The 23734-nt window shown below is 39.0% G+C and carries 18 protein-coding genes; 10 read left to right on the forward strand and 8 right to left on the reverse strand.

The window, feature by feature from the left end; translation table 11 throughout:
* Window positions 1–78: 78 nt before the first annotated feature.
* Together AOLE_RS00840 and AOLE_RS00845 are read left to right on the forward strand one after the other, a co-directional pair.
* Window positions 79–1371: a 3-deoxy-D-manno-octulosonic acid transferase gene (locus AOLE_RS00840; RefSeq protein ID WP_013196605.1), complete on the forward strand. Its 1293-nt coding sequence runs from the start codon at window positions 79–81 to the stop codon at window positions 1369–1371.
* Window positions 1368–2075 carry a 16S rRNA (uracil(1498)-N(3))-methyltransferase gene (locus tag AOLE_RS00845; RefSeq protein ID WP_013196606.1) on the forward strand — a complete coding sequence of 236 codons (708 nt, stop codon included), beginning with the start codon at window positions 1368–1370 and terminating at the stop codon, window positions 2073–2075. Before AOLE_RS00840 ends, AOLE_RS00845 begins: the two co-directional genes overlap by 4 nt.
* On the opposite strand, the gene AOLE_RS00850 is transcribed toward AOLE_RS00845, so the two are convergent.
* Together AOLE_RS00850 and AOLE_RS00855 are read right to left on the reverse strand one after the other, a co-directional pair.
* On the reverse strand, window positions 2064–3035 hold the full coding sequence (locus AOLE_RS00850; RefSeq protein WP_013196607.1) for a mechanosensitive ion channel family protein: 972 nt from the start codon (window positions 3033–3035) through the stop codon (window positions 2064–2066). The genes AOLE_RS00845 and AOLE_RS00850 overlap by 12 nt on opposite strands.
* Before the next feature lie 113 nt (window positions 3036–3148).
* Complete coding sequence (locus tag AOLE_RS00855; protein ID WP_013196608.1) at window positions 3149–3724, reverse strand: DUF805 domain-containing protein; 576 nt, start codon at window positions 3722–3724, stop codon at window positions 3149–3151.
* A gap of 294 nt (window positions 3725–4018) precedes the next feature.
* On the opposite strand from AOLE_RS00855, the gene acs reads away from it, so the two are divergent.
* Window positions 4019–5968 (forward strand): acetate--CoA ligase, encoded by a 1950-nt coding sequence (acs, locus tag AOLE_RS00860; protein ID WP_013196609.1) that lies wholly within the window; start codon window positions 4019–4021, stop codon window positions 5966–5968.
* 47 nt (window positions 5969–6015) lie between these two features.
* Here acs and AOLE_RS00865 read toward each other — a convergent pair whose 3' ends face one another.
* Window positions 6016–6558, reverse strand: coding sequence for a cysteine hydrolase family protein (locus AOLE_RS00865; RefSeq protein WP_013196610.1), 543 nt, complete (start codon window positions 6556–6558; stop codon window positions 6016–6018).
* A gap of 105 nt (window positions 6559–6663) precedes the next feature.
* On the opposite strand from AOLE_RS00865, the gene AOLE_RS00870 reads away from it, so the two are divergent.
* Complete coding sequence (locus AOLE_RS00870) at window positions 6664–7077, forward strand: Lrp/AsnC family transcriptional regulator (RefSeq protein WP_005066843.1); 414 nt, start codon at window positions 6664–6666, stop codon at window positions 7075–7077.
* A 93-nt stretch (window positions 7078–7170) separates the two neighbouring features.
* Here AOLE_RS00870 and sfnG read toward each other — a convergent pair whose 3' ends face one another.
* Both sfnG and msuE read right to left on the reverse strand, forming a co-directional pair.
* A complete protein-coding gene (gene sfnG, locus AOLE_RS00875; protein WP_005300669.1) occupies window positions 7171–8283 on the reverse strand; it encodes a dimethylsulfone monooxygenase SfnG in 1113 nt (370 codons plus the stop codon).
* A gap of 43 nt (window positions 8284–8326) precedes the next feature.
* Window positions 8327–9067, reverse strand: a complete 741-nt coding sequence (msuE, locus tag AOLE_RS00880; RefSeq protein ID WP_005300671.1) for an FMN reductase — start codon at window positions 9065–9067, stop codon at window positions 8327–8329.
* Between the two features lie 376 nt (window positions 9068–9443).
* Between msuE and AOLE_RS00885 the strand changes: the two genes are divergently transcribed.
* Window positions 9444–10094: a response regulator gene (locus tag AOLE_RS00885; protein ID WP_013196611.1), complete on the forward strand. Its 651-nt coding sequence runs from the start codon at window positions 9444–9446 to the stop codon at window positions 10092–10094.
* Window positions 10095–10137: 43 nt separating this feature from the next.
* Here AOLE_RS00885 and AOLE_RS00890 read toward each other — a convergent pair whose 3' ends face one another.
* Together AOLE_RS00890 and AOLE_RS00895 are read right to left on the reverse strand one after the other, a co-directional pair.
* Complete coding sequence (locus AOLE_RS00890; RefSeq protein ID WP_013196612.1) at window positions 10138–10905, reverse strand: hypothetical protein; 768 nt, start codon at window positions 10903–10905, stop codon at window positions 10138–10140.
* A gap of 390 nt (window positions 10906–11295) precedes the next feature.
* Window positions 11296–14793 carry a hybrid sensor histidine kinase/response regulator gene (locus AOLE_RS00895; protein ID WP_013196613.1) on the reverse strand — a complete coding sequence of 1166 codons (3498 nt, stop codon included), beginning with the start codon at window positions 14791–14793 and terminating at the stop codon, window positions 11296–11298.
* Between the two features lie 181 nt (window positions 14794–14974).
* Here AOLE_RS00895 and AOLE_RS00900 point away from each other — a divergent pair, with 181 nt between their 5' ends.
* The 4 genes from AOLE_RS00900 to AOLE_RS00915 all read left to right on the forward strand — a co-directional run bounded on the left by AOLE_RS00900 (window position 14975) and on the right by AOLE_RS00915 (window position 20023).
* Entirely contained in the window at window positions 14975–15307 is a 333-nt protein-coding gene (locus AOLE_RS00900) for a DUF485 domain-containing protein (RefSeq protein ID WP_005300680.1), read from the forward strand.
* A 1-nt stretch (window position 15308) separates the two neighbouring features.
* Window positions 15309–17024, forward strand: a complete 1716-nt coding sequence (locus AOLE_RS00905; protein WP_004790007.1) for a cation acetate symporter — start codon at window positions 15309–15311, stop codon at window positions 17022–17024.
* Window positions 17025–17195: 171 nt separating this feature from the next.
* Entirely contained in the window at window positions 17196–17888 is a 693-nt protein-coding gene (locus AOLE_RS00910; RefSeq protein ID WP_013196614.1) for an ion channel, read from the forward strand.
* Between the two features lie 167 nt (window positions 17889–18055).
* The gene (locus tag AOLE_RS00915) at window positions 18056–20023 is read left to right on the forward strand and encodes a BCCT family transporter (protein WP_005300687.1); all 1968 of its coding nucleotides are present in this window, start codon (window positions 18056–18058) and stop codon (window positions 20021–20023) included.
* Window positions 20024–20083: 60 nt separating this feature from the next.
* Here the strand turns inward: AOLE_RS00915 and omp33-36 are convergent, their stop codons facing one another.
* A complete protein-coding gene (omp33-36, locus tag AOLE_RS00920) occupies window positions 20084–20989 on the reverse strand; it encodes a porin Omp33-36 (RefSeq protein WP_005300691.1) in 906 nt (301 codons plus the stop codon).
* Window positions 20990–21995: 1006 nt separating this feature from the next.
* Between omp33-36 and AOLE_RS00925 the strand changes: the two genes are divergently transcribed.
* The gene (locus AOLE_RS00925) at window positions 21996–23705 is read left to right on the forward strand and encodes a GGDEF domain-containing protein (RefSeq protein ID WP_013196615.1); all 1710 of its coding nucleotides are present in this window, start codon (window positions 21996–21998) and stop codon (window positions 23703–23705) included.
* Window positions 23706–23734 lie beyond the last annotated feature (29 nt).

The following is a 23734-nucleotide window of genomic DNA, read 5'->3' on the forward strand; positions in this document are numbered from 1 at the left end:
GTATCGAAACTCTGCCATTTTTTCTATCTATGTTATATTTTCCCCAGTTTTAAACTTTGACTATTTGAGGCAAACCGCTTGGCGACCCCATTTTGGTACAACACCGCACTCCATTTATTAAAACCTTTTTACCACTGGCGGATAAAAAAACGTGCAGAAAGCCAGGAATTATATAATCAGGAATGTCTGGAAAGATTTGGGCCGTTTGAATCTCCAAAAAATGTGAGAGCGATTTGGTTCCATGCTGTTTCGGTTGGAGAAACCAATGCTGCGCAGCCTTTAATCGAGCACTATCTTAAACTCGGACAACCTGTGCTAGTTACTAATACGACTAAAACTGGGCAGGCACGTGCGAAATCATTATTTTTAAAAGCACCTTATTTAGATTTATTTCAAGCAGTTTATTTGCCTGTTGATCAAAAGCACCTTTTAAAACAATTTTTTGAATTGTATCAGCCAAAACTTTTAGCATTGGTTGAAACTGAGCTTTGGCCAAATTTAATTGATCAAGCCAAGCTACAACAAGTTCCCTGTTTATTGTTAAATGCGCGGTTATCAGAAAAATCAGCTAAAGGTTATAGTCGAGTCTCAGGTTTAACAGCAGGAATGCTCAAACAAATTGACTGGGTATTAGCGCAAGATAATGCTACTCGCCAACGCTATGTCGAGCTTGGCTTAGATCAACAAAAAAGTCAGGTGGTTGGAAATATTAAATTTGATATTCACGCACCAGAAGCATTTATAAATCAGGCAGCAAAGCTACACCAGTTATGGTATTTGGGCGAACGAAAAGTACTGACAATTGCCAGTACACATGCACCCGAAGAACAACAAATTTTGCAAGCACTTCAGCCTTATTTAAAGTCAGATCCAGAGTTAGTTTGTATTGTCGTACCTCGACATCCTGAACGTTTCGATGAAGTATTTGAAATTTGCCAAAACCTAGATTTAATTACTCACCGTAGAAGCTTGAACCAAAGTATTCATACGAGTACACAGGTTTATCTAGCCGATAGTATGGGGGAACTTTGGTTATGGTACGCTTTAAGTCAGGTGTGTTTTGTAGGTGGTTCTTTAAATGAGCCGGGTGGTGGACATAATATTTTAGAGCCTATGGTTTTGAATGTGCCGACCGTCATTGGACCTCGTTACTTTAATTTCCAAACCATTGTCGATGAATTCATTGACGAAAATGGTGTGCTCATCGCCCAAGACGCTGAGCAAGTTGTAGCAATCTGGATGGCATGTTTAGCTGAACCTGATCAAACCCAACAAGTAGTAGAACAAGCACATAAAGTCTTACAACGTAACCAAGGTTCATTGCAAAAACATATTGGCGTAATTAATCGGTATTTGGCCGACAAACCATGAATATCGTTTTACTAGAGCCTGAAGATATTCAGTCAGACACGTGGTTAATTCACTCAAAGCGCCAATTACAACATTTACGTGAACATCTTGATATTACGGTTGGCCAAAATCTAAAAGTTGGTGTTCGTAATGGCGCACGTTATACCACTGAAATTATTTCGATTAACGAGCAAGAAGTTTGTATACGGCCTATTAGTGAAGAAACTGTACCTGCAAAACTTCCGGTTCATTTAATTGTGGCTTTACCAAGACCCAAAGTTTTACGCCGTTTAATTATGGATAGTGTGACTTTAGGGGTGGAAAGAATTAGTTTGATTCATAGTTATCGCGTAGATAAAAGCTATTGGCAAACTCCATTTTTGCAACAACTCGATAACTATGTGACTTTAGGGCTTGAGCAAGCAGGTGACACGATTGTTCCTGAAATTCACATGTATAAACGCTTTAAACTCTTTGTTGAAGACGTTCTGCCAAACTTGATCTCGAAAGAAACACCAGCCTATGTGGCTCACCCTTATGCCGAGCAGAGCATGCCAGTTAATATTCCACATGCTTGTAGTATCGTCGTTGGGCCTGAAGGTGGTTTTATTCCCTATGAAGTTGATTTGCTCACAAAAAACGGCTGCCAAGCTGTGAGCTTAGGCAACCGTATTTTAAGAACTGAAACGTCTATTTCTTATATTTTAGGTCGTTTATTTAGTTGATGTTTCAGGGTTTAAAAGTGGCTGATTTGCGGCCATTTTTAATTCCTGAATTGGGTAAGGAATATTAATTCCGTTCGCATTAAAAGCTTGCTTGACCTGAGCTTGAATGGTGCTCGTAGACGACGAAATATCAGTTTCAGTCGTATCAACCCACCAGCGTACAGTCAGGTTAACCGAGAAATCTGCTAACGCTGTAACATTAACCGAGAAGGCTGGCTGACTCAGTACATTTCGGTCATTATTAAGAATATCTAAAATAATCTGTTTGGCTTTTTGTTCGTCATCGTCATATCCAATTCCGACTACAAACTCACAGCGTCGTTGTTGATAAGCAGTATTTACCGTTAAAGCACTCGTATAAACAGTTGCGTTTGGAATAACAATTCGACGGCCATCTGGCGAGCGTAAGAATGTTGCACGAATTTGAATATCTTCAACAGTTCCTTCAAGCGAATTGACAACAATGGAGTCTCCAATGCGGAATGGTTCGCTTAATAAGATTAAGATGCCTGACAATAAGTTTTGAAAGATATCTTTAAAAGCAAAACCAATTGCGACCGAACCAATACCTAAGGCACTCATGAGTTGGCCCGGTGTGAACCCTGGAATCGAGATCACTAAAGCAATTAAGAAACCAAAGAATAAAATCGCTGTGCTGCCTACACGGTTTAAGACCAAAACGAGGTTTTGGCGTGTGTAAGAGCGGTTTTCTAAGGTTTTACGAACAAAGAACTTAAATAATTTGGTCAGTAGCCAAAAAATAATAAAAACGATAATCGCAATACATATATAAGGCACACGTTCCCAGAAGCTATCCACGATTTTATCGATAGTGGTATAGGCATCATGATACTTTTCAGTATGGGCTAAAACCGTTTGAGTGGTTTTAGTGCCCGCTTCTTGCAAAAGTTCGCCTGTATTTTTTGCGACATCCGTTAAGGATTTTTGTTCATCAGCCACGGCAAGTCTCAATTAAAAAAATTTATGAAAGCGATTTTCGGCTTTCATCATAGTAGGAGATAAAATGTGCGCCTACTATAATGAGTTCATCTAAATAATAAAGTGTTTTTTAATTAAAAGTATTCCGTTCCTTTTTGTAAGATTTGTGTCGGTGTTTCTAAGGTATCAGTCCCTGAGAAATAATAAAAAATTCCTGCTGTTGAAATAAGGCTAACTAAAATAGCGACTAAAATAAGCCAAGCCATCAGTTTTTCTATAAACGTTGCTGGTCGAACAGGACCGTATTCGTTTGGACCTGCTGTACCTGAGGCAAGCAGTAAATAAATCATAAAAAAGAACTGAACAACTGGAATGAACAATAGCAATCCCATCCAGCCACTCTTATTTAGATCGTGCAAACGTCGAACAACGAGAACAATATTTAAATAAATCAGGAACAGCGAAAAAGCCCAGACTACCAAGGCACTGGCTCCAGAAAGAGAGCTATAAAATTCAAAATTAAATAAATTGCTTGAAAGCTGAAAACTTCCAAGAAATGAAGCCAAAATGAAATAGCCCAACAGGGTGACTAAATAAATCAGTCCATAACCACCTAAATAGCTCATACGATTAAAACGTCCATGAATTGAAAACGGACTATCTTTAAAAGGGAGTTGTGGTGGGCGTGAGGAGCTTGTTTGGGCAAACATATTATTTTATTCCTGTGTTGCGTATGAGAGACAAAATAATCTTTGTTGATGATCAAAACCATCAAATCTTGCAAAAATTATAAAAGTAAAAGCTATAGACAAATGTTTTAAATCAACTTAATTTTATAAAAATGTTCACAATTTCGTGTGCTTGAGTAAGTGATCAATATGTGACCAAAGTCGCATTGTTTAGACTTTGAAAGAGTCATCATACTGCAAAGGCATGCAAATAAGATCCAGTAAAATAATAGCCACAGTCTCGAGATGGGATGCACAAGATCAAGGAAGTTGCGTATGAATGAGATCTATCCAGTACCAGAGGAATTTAAAAAAACAGCTCGTACTGTTGAAGCAGACTATTTTAAACGTTATCAAAACTCTATCGAGAACCCAGATGAATTCTGGGCAGAGCAAGCTAAAATTGTCGATTGGATAAAGCCATTTACCCAAGTTAAAAATACGAGTTTTGACAAAGACAATTTCAAGATTGAATGGTTTGCTGATGGTGAGTTGAATGTGTCAGCAAACTGCCTAGACAGGCATCTTAAAGAACACCCTCATAAACCTGCAATTATTTGGGAAGGTGACCATCCTTCTCGTCATAAAATTGTCTCGTATAAAGAATTACACGACGAAGTCTGCCGTTTTGCCAACGTTTTAAAGAAATATGGCATTGGTAAAGGTGACCGTGTTGTGCTGTATATGCCGATGGTCACTGAGGCTGCGATTGCCATGTTAGCCTGTGCCCGTATTGGTGCTGTTCACTGCGTGGTGTTTGGTGGGTTCTCGCCAGACTCTTTAGCAAGTCGTATTGAAGATAGCCAAGCTAAACTGGTGATTACCGCAGACTCAAGTCTACGTGCCGGAAAACTATTACCACTCAAAGAAAATGTCGATTTGGCTCTAGAGTTGCCGGGCACAGAGTGTGTTGAAAATGTAGTGGTGGTTTACCGTAATGCGAACCCGATTGAAATGAAACCGGGCCGTGATTTGTGGTATCACCTCATTATTATGGAAGTAGATGCCAACTGTCCTCCAGAACCGATGAAGGCTGAAGACCCATTATTTATTCTCTATACCTCGGGCTCGACAGGTAAACCGAAAGGTGTTTTGCATACCACAGGTGGTTATTTAGTATATGTAACAAGTACCTTTAAAGAGGTCTTTGATTTAAAACAAGATGATGTGTACTGGTGTACGGCAGATGTAGGTTGGATTACAGGTCATAGTTATCTGATCTATGGCCCACTTGCAAATGGTACGACGACCTTAATGTTTGAGGGTGTGCCTCAATATCCAACATGGGCACGTCTTGGTCATGTGGTCGATAAGCACAAAGTCTCTATTTTATATACAGCGCCAACTGCGATTCGCGCCATGATGCGAGAAGGTGATTCGTTTGTACGTGAAAGTAACCGTAGCAGCCTGCGTTTACTTGGTTCGGTCGGTGAGCCTATTAACCCTGAAGCTTGGAATTGGTACTACAACGTTGTTGGTGAAGGCCGCTGCCCGATTGTTGATACATGGTGGCAAACCGAAACAGGCGGTATTTTGATTGCTCCATTGCCGGGTGCAACAGCTTTAAAACCGGGTTCTGCAACACGTCCGTTATTTGGTGTTCAACCTGCCATTGTAGATGGTGAAGGCAATGAGCTGGAAGGTGCGGCTGAAGGTAACCTAGTCATTAAAGATTCATGGCCGGGCCAGATGCGTACTATTTGGGGTGATCCTGATCGCTTTATTGAAGCGTATTTCTCGACCTTTAAAAATACCTATTTTACAGGTGATGGTGCTCGTCGTGATGAAGATGGCTATTACTGGATTACAGGTCGAGTTGACGATGTCTTGAACGTTTCAGGCCATCGTTTAGGTACGGCTGAAATTGAAAGTGCTCTGGTGTCACATGAAGCCGTGGCAGAAGCTGCGGTGGTGGGTATGCCGCATGATATTAAAGGACAAGGTATTTGTACTTTTGTGACTCTACAAGCGGGTGTTCCAGAGTCGGAAGAATTGCGTAAAGAGTTAATCAACTGGGTACGTAAAGTACTCGGGCCAGTAGCTTCACCAGATGCACTACATTGGGCACCAGCATTACCTAAAACGCGTTCGGGTAAAATCATGCGCCGTATTTTAAGAAAGATTGCGGCAAATGAATTAGATAGTTTAGGTGATACTTCAACTTTGGCTGAACCTGCTGTGGTAGATCAGTTAATTGCAACGGTTTATCCCGATAAGCAAAACTAATTTAAAAAAAAGCCCCAAACTAGGGGCGTTTTTTTATGGAGCCTTATTTAAGAGTTTACTAAAAAGTCAGCAGTATTTTGTACATTCGCAAACGTACTCAGCGCAGTTAAAAAAGCTGTTTGTACGTCTTCTGCTTTTGTAGTCTTCCCAGCATAGCTTAAATCACGAGTTGCGGTGGCATCTGCAATTAAGATGGGTTGATAGCCCAGTTCTTTGGCTGCGCGTGTCCCTGAATCAATACACATGTGAGTCATCATGCCTGTAATCACGAGTTGCTCAATTTGATGTGCTTTTAAAAGTTCCTCTAAATTGGTTTCTAAAAAACTGTTTGGATAGTGCTTTGTTACGATCAATGACTCATCGTGAGCACTGAGTTCAGGGTGAAGTAAAACTCCATCTGTATTTTCTTGGAAGAAACTCGCTTGTGGCGGGTTAATATGTTGTACATAAATAATTGGTAAGTTTTTCTCGTTAAAATATTGTTCGAGTTGTTTTATTTTTTCTAGCGCTTGCTCTGGCCCAACCAATTCCATTTTGCCATTTTTAAAATAATCATTTTGTACATCGATAATTAATAGTGCTTGTTTCATGAGATCACTCTTGTTGATATGAGATAAAACAAGATTATTCTCTGACCGTAAAATCGGCTATAGTCAGATGAAAGCATTACCGCCAGTTTTCTTTCGCCATGAAAAATGAATATTGAATTAGACCCGATTGATCTAAAAATTATTGCATTGCTTAAACAGGATTCTCGACTAACCAATAAAGAAATTGGGCAACGTGTGCATCGAACAGGGCAGGCAGTGGGCGCTCGAATTGCTCAGTTAATGGATGCTGGTGTCATCAAAAACTACACAATTGCCGTGCAATATTCGCATAAGCAATTTATTCATTTGCATTTAAATGAACAACGCGCTTTTGAAGAAATTGAAAATTTGGTTAAGCAATATGAACAAATAGATGAATGCTTTAAAGTGATGGGCAATGCGTGCTATATGATTGTGAGTCATTTTGAACCCGCAGCATTAAATGAATTTATCGAGAAACTTTCAAAATGGTGCCGTTATTCGGTTGAAACAGTGATTCGAGAAGTCGAGAAATCTTAAAAAATAAAGGCTCCAAGCCGAGTCTTGGAGCCAATAAGTCTTTATTTTTAATTTATTGTTTTTATTGTCTTGCGCTGCTTTAAATGAAGTTTTTTAGGCTGATTTCGCTTGAATTTCTATCTCCTTTTCTTGTTGAAGTTCTAATTGGCGAACGAGTGGTAGAACTTTTTCCCCAAAATATTCTACTTCTTCAATGAAATGTAAGAATCCAGAAAGAATCAAATCAACACCTACATTTTTAAGCGCCACGATACGCTCTGCAATTTGCTGCGGTGTACCAATTAAATTGGTTTTAAAGCCATCGTTATATTGCACTAAATCTTCAAAACTTGATTTTGCCCAGTTACCTTGTTGCTCTGGAGAAGCTGCACCTGCTTCACGTGTTGCATCGCCAAAAGCATTTACCGCTTCAGTGTTGGCTTTATCAATAATTTCTTGAAGTACCGCTTTTGCTTCTTCTTCGGTATCTCTAGCAATAATGAACGCATTTACACCAATTTTAACCTGATGATTATTGGCTTTAGCTTTAGTGCGAATGTCTTCGACTTGTTTTTGAATTTCTTCTACGGTATTACCGTTGGTAAAATACCAGTCAGATACACGTGAAGCCATGTCACGTGCTGCACGTGAGCTCCCGCCTTGAAACACTTCAATATGAGGCTTTTGCAGAGGTTTCGGTTTAAGTGTGTAGTTTTGGAATTGATAGTATTTACCATCGAAACTATAGTTATCGGTGGTCCAGATTCCTTTTAACGTACGGATAAATTCTTCAGAGCGGACGTAGCGCTGATCATGCTCTGGCCACTCTTCACCAATCGCATCAAACTCTCCTCTAAACCAACCACTCACCACATTAATGGCAATACGGCCTTCAGTTAGATAATCAATTGTTGCAAGTTGCTTAGCTGCGAGTGCCGGTTTCCAGGGGCCGGGCAGAATAGCCGCAATCACCTTAAGTTTTTCAGTTTTTGCTAGTAATGCATGACTGAAACTTACTGATTCATGTTGGTTTTCTGCTCCGTACCCCGCCGTAAAACGAATTTGAGTGAGCGCATATTCAAAACCATTTTTTTCGGCAGCCTGTGCAAGTCGAACATTGTAGTCATAACTCCAGTCTGTACGCTGTTCGATGTTACTTACTACAAGGCCACCGCTTACATTTGGTACCCAATAAGCAAATTTAATTGGTTGTTGTAATTGCGTCATGGTTTGCTCCCCCAATTCGTATTTTTATTTAGCGATATTGCACTTAGGCAACATGCGTTGTTAATGATTTGCCAGACTTGTGATGCAAGCGAGACTCTGCCGCATCAAGATCAGGCACAGCCGCTGAAGGTAATACTTCTTCTTGCTCAATTTGCTTGTTAATACCAAGCTCTTGATTTGCTTGCTGAGTCTTAGATTTGACTACTTCAGCACGTTCACCTTTCGCTGGTGCCCATTCTAAAATTGGCAATGCACGTGCCACGGCTAATGTAATACGATCTGATAATTGCTCGCTTTTCACCGTATATTCAGGGGTAAAGTCACGATCAGTTGCATATACGCCAATTGGTAAAGTTTGTGCTTGGAAGAAGCTGAACAATGGACGAAGTTGATGTTCAAGTACCAGTGCATGACGATCACTACCGCCTGATGCTGCTAAAAGTACAGGCACATCGACCAATGCAGTTTGTTCAACAAAATCGAAGAAATGTTTGAAAAGACCCGTAAAAGATGCGCGGTAAACTGGTGTACCTACAATTAAAGCATCAGCTGCTTCAACCGCTGCAAGATCATCTTGTACGCGCTGTGGAAGTTGGTTGCGATAAAATGCACCGCCTAATAAAGGCCCAATTTCGCTTAATTTAATAAAATGAACTTTAATATCGGTTGCTTCGGATAACTCATCAAGAATGGCTTGAACCAAACTTTCCGTTTTAGATGGGGTATTTAAGCCACCAGAAACAGCAACAATATTCAAAGGTTTTGGTGATGTGATACCAGTCATAATTTGGTTCCTAAGCCTAAAACAAGAGATTGGACTTATTAATCAACAACGACGGCAAACTGTAAAATAACGAAATTGGTCAACCTTATCAGTTTTAAATATAAAAGATAAATAGTGGATTTTTATACTTTATTTCTCTATTAAGTTGCTGTTTTTATTTTATATAATTATTGGTGATATATTTTTTATAATAAAAAGTAAGCTTATATAAAAAACAGATTAATTTTGATTAAATGTTAAAAAACATCTGAAAATTTTAGCTAAGTTCTGCATTTATCATCATTTTGCATAAAAATGGATAAGATGAACGTATCTTTCATCTAAATAGTAGGGTTACAATAGGCCATACTTATGCTCAAGATTACTTTAATCGCTTATGAATATTTTAATCGTTGATGATCATCCTTTGTTTCGTCATGCTTTAATTCAAGCAGTACGTTATAGCCTGCCACAGGCACAAATTCATGAAACAGCTTCGGTTGATGAGTTTTATGAGCGTTTGGAAAATGGGGCAGAACCTGATCTAGTATTACTCGATTTAAATTTACCGGGTGCTTCAGGCTTTTCTGCTCTAGTCTATGTACGAGCACAGTATCCAGCTATTCCAATTATTGTGGTTTCTGCACATGAAGAAACTTCAATTATTCAGCGTGCGATTGCACATGGCGCGATGGGTTATATTCCTAAATCTGCTCATCCAAGTCATATTGGTGAAGCGATTCGTCAAGTTTTAGAGGGTGAAATCTGGTTACCACCTAATTTGCCACCTAACCTTAATCTTGATCCGAGAGCGGCAGATGAAACTGCTTTAGCTGAACGTATTCAATCTTTAACACCACAGCAATTCCGTGTTTTGATGATGGTTGCGGAAGGTTTGCTTAATAAACAGATTGCTTATGAACTTGATGTGTCAGAAGCAACGATTAAAGCGCATGTGACAGCAATCTTTAGAAAATTAGGTGTGCAAAACCGTACACAAGCCGTATTGGCAATTAGTGCACTCAATATTGAAGATAAGAAAATCTAAAAATAAAAAAGACCTCAGTTGAGGTCTTTTTTATGTGTGTCACTTAAGCAAGGCAATCTTGCTTTGGTGTCAGGCTATCGCAGTACAAAGGATTGAGTGCACATTGCAAATCATCAATTTGATCTTGAGTGACATAACCTTTCATTTTTAAATATTCAGCCACGCGGTCATCACGCAAGCTTAAAAACGCTGCATCATAAACACCTAAATCTACAAAAAGTGCAGCTGTTTCTAAGCTATTGAAGCGATCAAGGAAAATATCATTGCCATACATTAAGAAGATATGGTCGAGTTTTGCTTTTTCATCGACATGTAGTCGTTCAGCAAGTTGATCTGGGTGAGTTTTAATAAAGAGTAAGTCAGAGAGCTCATCAAATTGAGTCATATCTAGCTGATTTTCGCCAAGTTTGACATGACCAAGCCAAGCTTTGAAAACAAGTACAGCTCCACCGCGAAGTAACATGCTCCAAATTTGATGACGTGTATCGTGATCAAGATTTTCACTTTCAGCGCTAAGCACTTTTAAGAAGTTTTCTTCTTGTTGTGCCAATTTATCAAATAAGCCTAATCCTTGAGGATGATAAGCCGCAGGTGCAAATACATCAAAATTTAGATCATGAAATACATTAAGCGCGAGTGGGACTGCACTTTGATAAATCGTATTTAACGCTTTGATATGGGCTTCATTGAGTTTGCTGTTGGGAAAAATACTTTGCCAATCTAGTTCAGGAAGTAAAGCATTGGCACTGTATTGACGATAAAACTGTTGAGATGAGAGTTGGTTTTGTGGGCTATTATCAGAAATGTTCATGGCAATTGTCCTTTGCATTAATTCGTGAGCAGGGGTGCTTAATATAGAAATCGGTTAAAAAATGGTTATACATTCATCAAATGCGTTTGGAATAGTTATGTGTCATCAAGAATGCAAGTAGAATACGACTAAAGTCGTATATGGTGGTTCGAGTTAGATAATATTTTTTAAAAACAAATATTTATTAAATTGTAACTAAGTATACAAGTGTTCACTTACAAAAAAGATGGGCTTTGCCATAGAAAAAGGGCTGTTGGAAAGTTTAGCCAATTATTTAATCAACAAAAGTAGACTTTTTGAGCAGTTCTGCCTATTGGCTTAAATTAAACCTATAACTTTTGCCAAAAAAATCTCTCCCAAACTTATAAAAAGCTTGGGAGAGGAAAATGTTTAATCTGCCGCGCTGGCAATTTTAAGTCCCGATAGCCATGCTCTTAGAGAGGCTGGTTTAAGCGGTTTTTTGAGTAAAACGATATTCAGTTCTTTCAATTGTTGAGGTAATTCTGGATGCGAGTCCGCTGTAATTAAAGCAACCGGAACGTCATGCTGTCGATTTTGCATAATAAAATCGACACCGAGTTGGTTGTTATTTAAATGCTGATCGATAAGCCAGACCTGAATATTCTCTTTTTGAATAATCTCAAGTGCTTGTTCTGGTTCAGTGGCTTTAAAAACCTCATAACCCCATCGACCTAATAAGCTACTCATTCCTTCTAAAATAGTTTCATCATTGTCTAAACATAAAATCCGGTAGGCTTTAGTTTTTAAAGGCACTGCCTGTACGGTTGGAGTTATTACTTTTGGCGCTTCTACAACTGGAACCTCAATCATAAAGCAGGAGCCTTTATTGAGTTGAGAGTAGACATGAACAGGGTAATTCAACAAACCTGTCATACGCTGCACAATTGCGAGACCCAAGCCTAGGCCTTGCTCACCCCACGGTGATAAATGCCCACAGCGTTCGAATTCTTGAAACAGTTTAATACGTTGTTCTTCGGCAATACCGGGGCCTGTATCCCAAACACCAATACGAATATGGTCAGGTTTTTGAGCCGAACGTAGAACACCGACAATCACTCGGCCTTTGGCAGTATAACGCAGTGCATTACTCACAAAGTTTTGAATAATACGTCGTATCCATTGTGGATCTGTGTCAATCCAGAATGATACATCGTGAACTTTGAGTGAAATATTTCGCTGAGCAGCAATCGATTTAAACTGTAGTTCAAGATCACTGAGTAAATCATGCAACGGATAAGGCTGTCTTTTTGGCTGTATGCTACCGCCTTCTAAACGGGCAATATCGAGTAGGGCAGAGAGCATACTTTCTGCGCCATACAGGGCGCGGTCAAGCTGTTGCAAAGTTTGGCGATCTTCTTCAGTTGCGATGCTTTGTTCAAGAACGGTACTAAAGAGACGAGCCGCATGCATAGGTTGTAATAAATCATGACTTGCCGCTGCTATAAATCGGCTTTTTGACATATTTGCCATATCGGCTTGTTCGCGTGCAAGCTGTTGCTCGGTTAAAGCACCAGCAAGTTGTTGGGTTCGGTCTTTTACGCGCGCTTCAAGTATTGCCTCATTTGCACGGAAAGCGGTAATGTCGGCGAATGTTGTAACAAAGCCTCCACCTGAAATAGGATTACCACGCATTTGAATAACGCGTCCGTCTTTACGGATTCGTTCAAATTCATGTGCACTTCCGACTTTCATCCAGTGTAAGCGTTTACGAACATGTTCTTCGACTGAACCAGGGCCGCATTCGCCGCGTTCAGCGTTATAACGAATCAAATCGGCAATTGGACAACCCACATAAACTAAGTCTTTCGGGTAGCCAAATAGTTTTAAATATTGGTTATTCCAAGCCACCAAACACATATTTTTATCAACCACACTTACCCCTTGAGTCATGTGGTCAATCATGGTCATGAGCAAGTTTTGATTGAAACGTTGCCATTGTGAGGCTTGGTCTAAAATATTAGCAACTTGCCCTAATGCAAGACCATTATTGATCATTGCTGTAGTGAGCAAAGTACGGGCAGAGGCTGCGCCGATAATGCCAGCTAGATATTGTTCGGTAAAACGCCACCACATGCCATTGGCGATACTATTGGGGTTGAGCGTGAGATGATTTTGCTCACAAAAGTTCTCGAATGCTTGTGTTGTTGGTTGCTCACCCGTAATTCTTTTAGCAAGAGCGAATAGGTCACCTACTTTTAAACGTGCAGCATCGTGCGGTAAATAAGTTAAATCAGTAGATGTATGCGGTGATGGCAATGGTTTGGTTTCATAGTAGAAAAAGCTTTCTGCCTGAATTTGTTCTGCCACACTTGGGCGGTAAAGTTTAGAAATCCAAATATATAAAACAATATTTAAACCAAGCGACCAGATTACACCGTGTGTAAGTGGCGCAAATGATTCAAAACCAAAAAGTGACTCTGGTCTTAAGGCGTTAATTCCAAAAGGGCCAAAAAGCAAAATACTTTGGGCAGTTTCCTGATAGGCCTCTGGCAAGCTACGTAAAATCGTTGGAAATAGTAATGTGTAACTCCACATCAAAAATCCAATAATGAGGCCAGCATAGACACCTTGACGGCTTCCGCCTCGCCAATACAAGCCTCCAATAAGCGCAGGTGCAAACTGGGCAACAGCACTAAACGCCAATAAACCAAATACTGAAAGCTGGTTAATATCATTAAAGAAATGGAAGAATAAAAAGCCAAGTAGCATCACCGCGACAATACTAATACGACGGCTGAATTTAAGAACTTTAGGTAAATGTTTATCGTGACGTGATAGCAACTTAAAACGCCAGAGTGCGGGCATAATCAAGTCGTTACTGAGCATGATAGATAGGGCAACAGATGAAACCAGCAACATGCCTGTTGATGCAGAGAACCCACCTAAAAAGGCCAGTAAAGCCAACCATTCTTGGTTATAACTCAGGGGCAATGAGAGTACTGCAACATCAGGTACAGTTAAGAACTTCGGTGCAGCATGTAATGCCCAACTTGCGATCGGAATAATGGCTAAAATCGTTAAAATCAGATAAACCGCAAACCATTTACGTGCACCGCGAATATGTTTTTCATCTCGTAATTCGACAACCGCGACATGAAACTGGCGTGGTAGGCAGATAATTGCCAAACCTGCTAATAAGGTCTGAATCCAGAAAGTTTCAGGCACGCCAAACAACTGAACTTCTTGAAAGGTTTGGTTCACATCTGATGTGACTTGGACAAGGTTCGCTGGTGTTTCAAAAATAAAAAATAAAGCAACGCAAATCAGCGCGAATAATTTTACAAAAGATTCAAATGCCACAGCTAACATGAGGCCGCCATGTTGCTCGGTATTGGCAATTTGCCTTGTACCAAAAATCATGGCCAAAATGGCTAGTACACTGGTTAAAAGCAAAACACTATTGGTGGTTGTATGGATATGAGCATTCTGTTCCATAATGACAGAAGTACTTAAAGCAATCGCACGTAACTGTAAGGCTAGATAGGGAATAATTGCGATTACAGCCAAAATGGTGACCAGTGATGCCAACACCCCACTTTTCCCATAACGCGCCGCAACAAAGTCAGCAATTGAGGAAATTGCGTGGTGCTGGCGTACCCGACCTAAACGTCGCCAAATGTCATAGCCAAACCAGACAAATAAGAGAGGGCCTAAGTAAATAGGCAAGAAAATGACGCCTTCTCGAACAGCTGCTCCAGTCGCGCCGTAAAATGTCCATGATGAACAGTAAACGCCTAACGTTAAGCTGAACAAGAACATGCGGCCACGTGTACTCAGACGGCTGGCATGCTTTTCACCAAAAAAAGCACAAATAAATAAGAGTGCTATATAAAGGGTGAGTACCCCAATAATCAGCCAGCTGTTCATATGACTCACATGATTAAAACCTTGTGCCTATCATACCCCAAGCAGAAACAAAGCTATAAATTGATTAAATTTTAACGACCAAAGTCTAAGTTACGAATTACACGTAATTTTGCTAACTTTAATCCTGAGAAACTACTATTAAAAAGTGGCCAAGGCTGGGCACAGGGCAAGGAGTTTGGTTATGGATCAGAACCAAGTAGAACAGATTCTACGCAATCCAAAGTTTCAAAAGATGGTCAAGAAAAAAAGTACATTAAGTTGGACACTCACAATCATCATGTTAGTTCTTTATGTGGGTTTTATGCTGCTTGTTGGCTACAACAAAGAATTTTTGATGAGTTCATTTAGTGGTGGTGTAACGACATGGGGAATCCCACTAGGTTTAGGAATTATCGTTTTATCTTTCCTATTGTGTGGTGTGTATTCTTTTATCGCGAATAATACCCTTGACCAGTTGAGTGAAGAAGCGTTGAAGGAAGTTGAAGCCATCACGCATGAGAAAGGACTACACTAATATGAAATGGAATTCATTAAAAGCGAAAGCCTTATTGGCAGCAGCATCGCTATATTCAACAGTGGCTATGGCAAGTCCAGATCTGGGTGAAGCTGAACAACAAGCAACCAACTGGCATGCTATTATTATGTTTGTCATTTTTGTTGGTTTCACTTTGTTTATTACGAAGTGGGCTGCGAAGCAAACCCAATCGACACAAGATTTCTATACAGCAGGTGGTGGAATCAGCGGTTTCCAGAATGGTCTGGCAATTGCGGGTGACTATATGTCTGCTGCATCTTTCCTTGGTATTTCTGCACTTGTGTTTAGTTCAGGCTTTGATGGCTTGCTTTACTCGCTTGGGTTTATGGTAGGTTGGCCAATCGTTTTATTCTTGGTTGCAGAACGTTTGCGTAACCTAGGTAAATATAACCTTTCAGATGTGGTTTCATTCCGTCTTGAAGAGAAACCAGTACGTACTTTAGCTGCAGTCAGTTCACTTGTTGTAGTGGCATTCTATTTGATTGCTCAAATGGTAGGTGCGGGTCAGCTCATCAAATTACTATTTGGTTTGAACTACAATATCGCTGTTGTCATCGTTGGTTTATTGATGATGGCATACGTAATCTTTGGTGGCATGTTGGCAACAACATGGGTACAAATTATTAAAGCGGTCATGTTACTCAGTGGTGCAACCTTCATGGCATTCATGGTGATGAAAGCGGTTGGTTTTAGCTTCAGCAACATGTTTAGCCAATCAATTGAAGTATTCAGTAAAGTACACGACATCAGTTTGGCCGATGCTTCAAAAATTATGGGGCCGGGTAAACTTGCGGCAAATCCAATTGATGCCTTGTCTCTAGGTTTGGCGTTGATGTTTGGTACAGCAGGTCTTCCACACATCCTGATGCGTTTCTTCACTGTAAAAGATGCAAAAGAAGCACGTAAATCGGTTGTGGTTGCAACAGGTTTTATTGGTTACTTCTATCTTTTAACTTTCATTATTGGTTTCGGTGCGATCCTTTTCGTATCAAACAATCCGCAATTCCTTGATGTTGCGAAAATGGCAGTAACAGGCAAACTTGAGCTTGTTGGTGGTAACAATATGGCAGCCGTGCATTTAAGTGACGCTTTAGGCGGTGACTTATTCATGGGCTTCATTTCAGCAGTAGCGTTCGCAACGATTCTTGCTGTTGTTGCTGGTTTAACACTTTCAGGTGCATCTGCAATCTCTCATGACTTATACGCTAACGTATTCAAGAAAGGTCAAACGACGCCTGCTTCTGAACTTCGTATGTCAAAAATTGCGACATTGGGCTTAGCAATCTTCGCCATGGTTTTGGGTATCTTGTTTGAGAAGCAAAACGTAGCATTCATGGTTGGTTTAGCGTTCTCTGTAGCTTGTTGTGCAAACTTCCCGATTCTTGTTCTTTCAATGTTCTGGAAAGGCTTAACGACTCGTGGAGCGGTTATTGGTGGTGTTGTTGGTCTTGTAACAGCAGTAGTACTTATTGTTCTTTCTAAAGCAGTTTGGGTAGATACTTTAAAAATCTCTGATACACCAATCAACCCGTTCAATGGTCCGGCATTATTTGCGATGCCATTGTCATTCCTTTGCTGTTGGTTCTTCTCGGTAACTGACAACTCTGCACGTGCTAAAAAAGAGCGCGCTGCTTTCGATGCTCAATATGTTCGTTCAATGACAGGTATTGGTGCATCTGGTGCATCGGATCACTAAGACTAATATTATTAGCTCATTCTTTAAAAAGCCCTACGGGGCTTTTTTTATACTTATTTTATTTCCAATCCAGAGTTTAGATATTAATAAAGAACAACTTGTTTGCCTGATTTTGTGTACAGTATTATTTGTTAAATCTCAAAAAAGCATAATGAAACAAGGAAAATAATAATGCGATCTATTATTGAGTTTTGGGCAAGTTTTCGCTTACTGCCTTCCGCATGGCTGTTGCTCGTTCAATTTATTCTGTTGATTTTAGCCATGCTGACATTTGATAGTTTGCCTTACCGGACTTTAACCTGGTCATTAGGCGTTCTTGCTTTATTATTGATTGCCAAAGTTATTCGTCAGACCCCGATGTTTACTTTTTTAGGCTTAACATTTGTGAGCGGTGCAATTCTGTCATCAGTACTGATTGTGTTGGGATATAGCAATTTATATATTCAGTTATTTGCCCATAGCTGTGAAGCTCTGGCCTATTTTTCGGCAGCTTATGGTTTATTTCGTTATATGTTCGCTGACCGATATTTAACAAGAGATGAACTATTTGCGGCAGCAGCAGTCTTTACACTGATTGCATGGGGTTTTGCATTTTTATATAACATTTGTCAGCTTATTTTCCCTTATAGCTTTCAAAATCCAAATAACCCCCATGCTTTCCAAACTTGGCTAGATTTACTTTTTTTAAGTTTTAGCTTGCAGTCGGCTACAGGCTTATCCGACCTCATGCCAATCACTCCACCAGCGCGCGTTTTAGCCATGCTGCAAATGTTCTGTGGAGTCATGTATTTAGCTTTAATCGTCACCCGTCTAATTGCTTTACAATATATTACCCACCTCCCTAAAAAAAATTCAGATAAATAATGGATGAGGTGTTTTAATTTATTTACACCTTTGTAACTGCAATATTCTTTAAGTTTATTTAGAGTGTTATCGGCTTTCTCTATTGAAAGCCCTAGCTTTGTTCATTCTATGAATATCTTATTGGCATTTAAGCCTGTCACTCGTCATTAAAATAACATGGAGGATTTATGCCTTCCAAACAGTCCGGTTGGTTCGCAAACGTTAATCCTAACGTATTTTTGGGTACGGTCATTATTATTGCTTTGTTTTTAGCAGTGGTTGTGATCGCCCCGAGTTCTTTTGAGCTTCTAACACAGCAATTAAAACAGTGGATCACTGATTCATTTAGTTGGTTCTATGTTCTATCTGTTGCTTTCTTTCTCATCTTATTGATTTACATTGCCTGCTCCTCGATTGGACGCATTAAATTAGGACCAGATCATAGTCAGCCTGATTATAACAATGGGTCTTGGTTCGCCATGCTGTTTACCGCAGGGATGGGGATTGGACTGATGTTCTTTGGCGTTGCCGAACCTGTCATGCACTATGTTAATCCACCAAGTGGTGAGGCTCAAACGATTGATGCAGCACAGCAAGCATTAAGAGTTACCTTTTTCCATTGGGGACTACATGCTTGGGCAATCTATGCTGTAGTTGGGTTAGCTTTGGCTTACTTTGCCTATCGGCATAATTTACCCTTAAAGACCCGTTCAGCACTCTATCCACTCATTGGTAAGAGAATTTATGGGCCATGGGGCGATAGCATCGATATATTCGCGACCATTGGTACGGTATTTGGTGTAGCGACCTCTCTTGGCTTTGGTGTTACACAAATCAATTCTGGTTTGCATTATTTATTTGGAGTAGAGCAAAGCACCAATATTCAAGTGTTACTCATTATTTTCGTGAGTATGTTAGCTTCCTTATCTGTGTTTCTAGGTCTTGATAAGGGTGTAAAACGTTTGTCGGAGTTAAACTTAGTTTTAGCTTTAATATTATTGGTATTTGTTTTTATTGCTGGTCCAAGTATTTATTTACTTCAAACGACGATTCAAAACACTGGGCAATATATCTCTAACCTATTTACCATGACATTCAACTTATATGCCTATCAGCCGAATGGCTGGATTGGTGGTTGGACAATTTTGTACTGGGCTTGGTGGATTTCTTGGTCGCCATTTGTGGGAATGTTTATTGCCAGAGTTTCTCGTGGTCGTACCATTCGAGAATTTATTGTTGGGGTTTTACTCATTCCAACAGGCTTTACCATTATCTGGATGGGTTTCTTAGGTAATGCCGCCTTATTTAGCATTATCCATGAACACCAAACAACATTAATTCAGGCTGTTCAGCAAGATTCGTCAGTTGCATTATTTGAATTCTTAGGTCACTTACCGTGGTCTGGCGTGATGAATGTCTTGGCAACTATTTTGGTGGTTTTATTTTTTGTGACATCTGCTGACTCAGGGGCATTAGTCACTGACTATTTAACTGCTAAATCTGAAAATTCACCAACTTGGCAGCGTCTGTTCTGGACGGTACTCATGGCTGTGCTCGCAATTATTTTATTGCTAGTCGGTGGCTTAGCTGCACTTCAGGCTTCCATCATTATGAGTGCGTTACCTTTTACTGTCGTCATGCTTTTAATGAGTTGGGGATTAATAAAGGCCTTACATCTTGATGTCACAAAAATGACAGCCATTCAGGAAGCACGCATTACACCACGTGCAATTCATAATCCAAGGAGCTGGCAACAGCGTCTAGGGTTAATTATGCATTATCCTCATAATGAAGAAGAAGTGCGTGAATATATTGAGAAGCAAGTGGCTGGTGCATTTGAAAATATTCAACATGAATTTAGACGCCGTCATCTTGAGGTTTCAATTAGCCAACTTGAAGATGGTATGCAACTTCGAGTAGACCATCACAATGAAATTAATTTTATTTATAAAGTTGTTCCACGTGAAACAGTACCGCCAAGTTTTTTAATTGGGCGTACTGAAGCCGAAGACGGACAATATTTCCAAGCAGAAGTTTTCTTAAGAGAGGGTGGTCAGAACTACGATGTAATGGATTGGACGCAAGAAGATTTAATTCAAGACATTATTGATCAATATGAACGTCATCTGTATTTCTTAAATATTGTGCGAAGCTAATCTTTAGGTATAAAAAAAGGACTCAATTGAGTCCTTTTTTAATTCGATTTCTAAATTAAATTAGAAACGGAATTTAGTATTTAAGCCGATAGTTTGTGTATCGTAGCTAGTAGACGCATTTTTAACGTCAGCTTTCATGTACGATGCACCAACTGCTAAAGCTGGAGTAATGAAGTAGTTTACGTTACCACCCCAAGCTTGACGGAATTCACCAAGGTCATTACCTTTGATGTCAGCTACGCCATCGTTACCAATGAAAGATGCGCCAACACTTAACTTAGGAGTTAAGTAAAGGTCAGTTTTCAAACCGTATTGGTTTTCTTGACCGAAAGCACCAGCAGCTTCAAAACCAATTGCCATGTTAGTTCCATCGATTGGACCTACATATTTAGCACGTGCTGTAACAGCATCTTGGTCGTCTTGAATCGCAGCAGTTTGGTTTACAGCAGAGTAGATACCGTTGCTGATGATGCCAAAGTTGTCTAAAGCGAATTGGTTAGCAACACTTGTATAACCAACAGTCATCAAGAAGTTAGGTAACAACATAGCACCAACTTCTAATGCATAACGGTCACCGTTGTCATCTTTAGAGAAGTTATTTTTACCATCAACATCAGTGTGGTTGTAAGTTGCGCTAGCATATACAGGAAGGTAAGGAGTAGGAACATAAGCCTCACCTTTAACACCGTAAGTACCAACGTGGTAGTTTACGTTGCCTTGGTCATACTGTTGGTAGCTGTAACCTACAGATACGTTAGAAGCTTGGTTCAAGAAAGCTGCTTCAGCTAAAGGACCTTTAGTGGTATCAACATTTTTTAAATAGTATGTACCAGCAACGTCACCAGTGAAGTTTTTATCGTTTGCAGTTGTGTCAACATATTCAGATTGACCTTGAACTTCAAATTGATAAGCATGAGCACCGGTCATGGCTAATAGTACAGCAGTGGCTAAACCAAGTTTTTTCATAATCATTTCCAGCAATAACAAGAGATAAAGCTGGGGTCATTGTATTGTAACAATTTATGAAGTCAACAATGAAAAAAAGGAATGTTAAAGATATTTGACACTTATGTTAAAATTGGTGAAAAACTAATCAAATGAAAAGTAAATTGTCAACCTGATAAAAAAATGAACATTTACAAGAGGCTAATAATTATATTTCATAACGAATTCAGAAATAAATGTTTAAAAGTTATTACAATTACGATTGGAAAAAATGATTAATATGATCGGTTTTAACATTAAGTAAATTGTAGAGTTGCTTACATGTTGAGTAAAAATTCACCAATTTATTATCGTATTCATACTATTTTGAGGAGTAGTTAACAATATTTAGATTAGTTTAACTAAAAAATTTAACTATTTTTAATTATTATATAAGTGAATAAAATAAAAGAAATCTCTATTTTAAGTTGAAAAATCGATTAAATTTTTAATTCTGATTAATTTAATCGACTTTACAAAAGTAGAGATAAGTCACATAATTCAATCGCAAAGTTCACTGCCTAACGTTTTTAGGATTTAAAGTGCTTTCCCAGATACGATGTGTGTATCACACATCAGACTTTACGAGCTCAGCTTTCCCCAAGGTTGAGCTTTTTTTTATCTATAAGAAAATCTTAAAATTATAAGAAAATTTATATGAACTTTATTGGAAAATAATAGAACAAAAAGAACCCAGCTTAAAGCTGGGCAGTGGATGCTGGGAGAAGCGCATCCAAGAGGATAACTAGATATGTTTATTATCATTGCTAAAAATTTTTAATCTGTAAAATAGAGTTTTTTTATAAAAATCATTTAATTTTTCGATACTATTTATTTAAGCTTACTAAAATCTAGAAGCCGTATAATTATTAAAAGAGAAATGAAGGTTTTATTGATGAAATTCTAGTTATTAAAATGCTAGGATGGATTTAAGCCTAATTTATATCGTATTAAAAATGGCAGGACATTTACGGAGTACCAGCTAGAAATGTCAGGATTACGTTCAGAGCATATTAGTAATCGACTGTTCTTTTTTATGCTGGTTATTATTTTGTCCTTATTATTCATGGCTGTACCGCTTATTGTGGGAAGCTATCAGGATTATATAAAAACTAGACAAGCCTTAGCCGAAATAAAAAGTTTAAGAGCAGTAGCAGATATTGCCTATAAAATTTCTAAGGAGCGTGCTCCTTCCAATAAGATGATGTCGAGCAGTCCTAGTGATTTATTAAAGAATCAGCAAGAATTAAAAAAGTTTCGTTTAATTGTTGATGCGCAAATTGATACAAGCATTCTTATCTTAAAACAAGCAGGCTATGTTTCATTAGCAAATGAGCTGCAAACCAATTTCAAAGAAAATCTTAGACAAGCCCGACGTGTCGTTGATTATTACGGTGAAACTCCCTATGGAGCCAGAACTTCCGTTCAAATGGATAATGCTATTTTAGGAATGTTTGGAGTCTGGGATCATTGCAGGGAAATACTGCAAAAACTGATGTTACAGCTAAAAAGTAAAGATAGCCGTATTTCTAATTACTTTACGCTCATTATAGTTCTAACCGATATGCGCGATCAGGCGGGACGGATGGCTTCTAATATTATTGCTCCTGTGAGCTTTAATGAAGAAATTCCAAGTAATAATCGTGCGCGCTCTCTACAAACTCAGCATCAATCTAGATATTTATGGATTTTGGTCGATACCTTGCAGCCTGAACAGGCAAAGACTCCTGAATACCGTCGGTTATATGCCCGAGTGAAATCAGAATTTATAGATAAGGGTATTCCGATTGTACAAAACCTATTAGATGAAAGCCAAAAAGGGGAGCCATATGATTTAAATGGCACCCAATTGACAGAAGCAATCGTAGGTAAATTTACTACAGTGGTTGATTTACAAAGTTATATTCTTGATGAAAGTGTAGCAATTGCAACTCAAGAAAATATAAGTGCCCGAAAAGGTTTTCTTTTAACTTTATTAATATCTTTAATTTCTTTAGCCACAGCGTTACTTACGCTGAATTATGCACAAAGAAGGGTATTTTCTCCTTTAATAAAAGCAAGGACTTTAATTTTAGATTTATCGCGTAGTTCTAATCATTGGACAGATGAGATGAATATGACAACAAAAGGTGAATTTCTTTCCCTGTTTGAAGCGATTGATCGATTACAGCGTATGTTGCAGCAGCGCGATGCTTTTGAATTTCAATTAAAGAATATTGCCAATACAGATCCATTAACTGGTGTGTCTAACCGTTTAGCTTTATCTGAATATTTAAAAATTGTTGAAAGTTACCCTCAAAAATTTACGCAAACCTGTTTAATGATTATAGATATTGATCGTTTTAAACAGGTGAATGATCAATATGGGCATATTATAGGTGACCATGTCATTGTCAGTATTGCCGAGCAATTAAAGCAAAATATTCGAAGTTCGGATTTAATTGTTCGTTATGGTGGAGATGAGTTTTTAATATTATTAGAACAGGTGCAATTTGTAGATGCTCGTCTTTTAGCAGAGAAAATTCGGATTGCGATTTCTTTAGAAGAGATTTGTTTATCTGGTTCAGATGAAAAATTGCATGTGTCTGTGAGTATTGGTTTTGCCATAGGCGCAGCAAGTTGGATCGAGCTTTTAGAGAAAGCTGATCGTTCACTATTAAGAGCTAAGGCCCGAGGTCGGAATGCAGTAGAGGGGTAAAAAAGCCGGAAATGAGTTCCGGCTTTTAT

The organism is Acinetobacter oleivorans DR1, from assembly GCF_000196795.1.
In the GTDB taxonomy this organism is placed as follows: domain Bacteria; phylum Pseudomonadota; class Gammaproteobacteria; order Pseudomonadales; family Moraxellaceae; genus Acinetobacter; species Acinetobacter oleivorans.

What these genes read in the sequence shown, in the direction of transcription:
- AOLE_RS00895 (WP_013196613.1), bottom strand. Translation starts at nt 14,793, where the DNA reads ATGAACAGCTGGCTGATTATTGGGGTACTCACCCTTTATATAGCACTC.
- AOLE_RS00905 (WP_004790007.1), top strand. Translation starts at nt 15,309, where the DNA reads ATGAAATGGAATTCATTAAAAGCGAAAGCCTTATTGGCAGCAGCATCG.
- AOLE_RS00855 (WP_013196608.1), bottom strand. Translation starts at nt 3,724, where the DNA reads ATGTTTGCCCAAACAAGCTCCTCACGCCCACCACAACTCCCTTTTAAA.
- AOLE_RS00900 (WP_005300680.1), top strand. Translation starts at nt 14,975, where the DNA reads ATGGATCAGAACCAAGTAGAACAGATTCTACGCAATCCAAAGTTTCAA.
- AOLE_RS00870 (WP_005066843.1), top strand. Translation starts at nt 6,664, where the DNA reads ATGAATATTGAATTAGACCCGATTGATCTAAAAATTATTGCATTGCTT.
- AOLE_RS00845 (WP_013196606.1), top strand. Translation starts at nt 1,368, where the DNA reads ATGAATATCGTTTTACTAGAGCCTGAAGATATTCAGTCAGACACGTGG.
- sfnG (WP_005300669.1), bottom strand. Translation starts at nt 8,283, where the DNA reads ATGACGCAATTACAACAACCAATTAAATTTGCTTATTGGGTACCAAAT.
- msuE (WP_005300671.1), bottom strand. Translation starts at nt 9,067, where the DNA reads ATGACTGGTATCACATCACCAAAACCTTTGAATATTGTTGCTGTTTCT.
- omp33-36 (WP_005300691.1), bottom strand. Translation starts at nt 20,989, where the DNA reads ATGAAAAAACTTGGTTTAGCCACTGCTGTACTATTAGCCATGACCGGT.
- AOLE_RS00925 (WP_013196615.1), top strand. Translation starts at nt 21,996, where the DNA reads ATGTCAGGATTACGTTCAGAGCATATTAGTAATCGACTGTTCTTTTTT.
- AOLE_RS00865 (WP_013196610.1), bottom strand. Translation starts at nt 6,558, where the DNA reads ATGAAACAAGCACTATTAATTATCGATGTACAAAATGATTATTTTAAA.
- AOLE_RS00890 (WP_013196612.1), bottom strand. Translation starts at nt 10,905, where the DNA reads ATGAACATTTCTGATAATAGCCCACAAAACCAACTCTCATCTCAACAG.
- AOLE_RS00910 (WP_013196614.1), top strand. Translation starts at nt 17,196, where the DNA reads ATGCGATCTATTATTGAGTTTTGGGCAAGTTTTCGCTTACTGCCTTCC.
- AOLE_RS00915 (WP_005300687.1), top strand. Translation starts at nt 18,056, where the DNA reads ATGCCTTCCAAACAGTCCGGTTGGTTCGCAAACGTTAATCCTAACGTA.
- acs (WP_013196609.1), top strand. Translation starts at nt 4,019, where the DNA reads ATGAATGAGATCTATCCAGTACCAGAGGAATTTAAAAAAACAGCTCGT.
- AOLE_RS00885 (WP_013196611.1), top strand. Translation starts at nt 9,444, where the DNA reads ATGAATATTTTAATCGTTGATGATCATCCTTTGTTTCGTCATGCTTTA.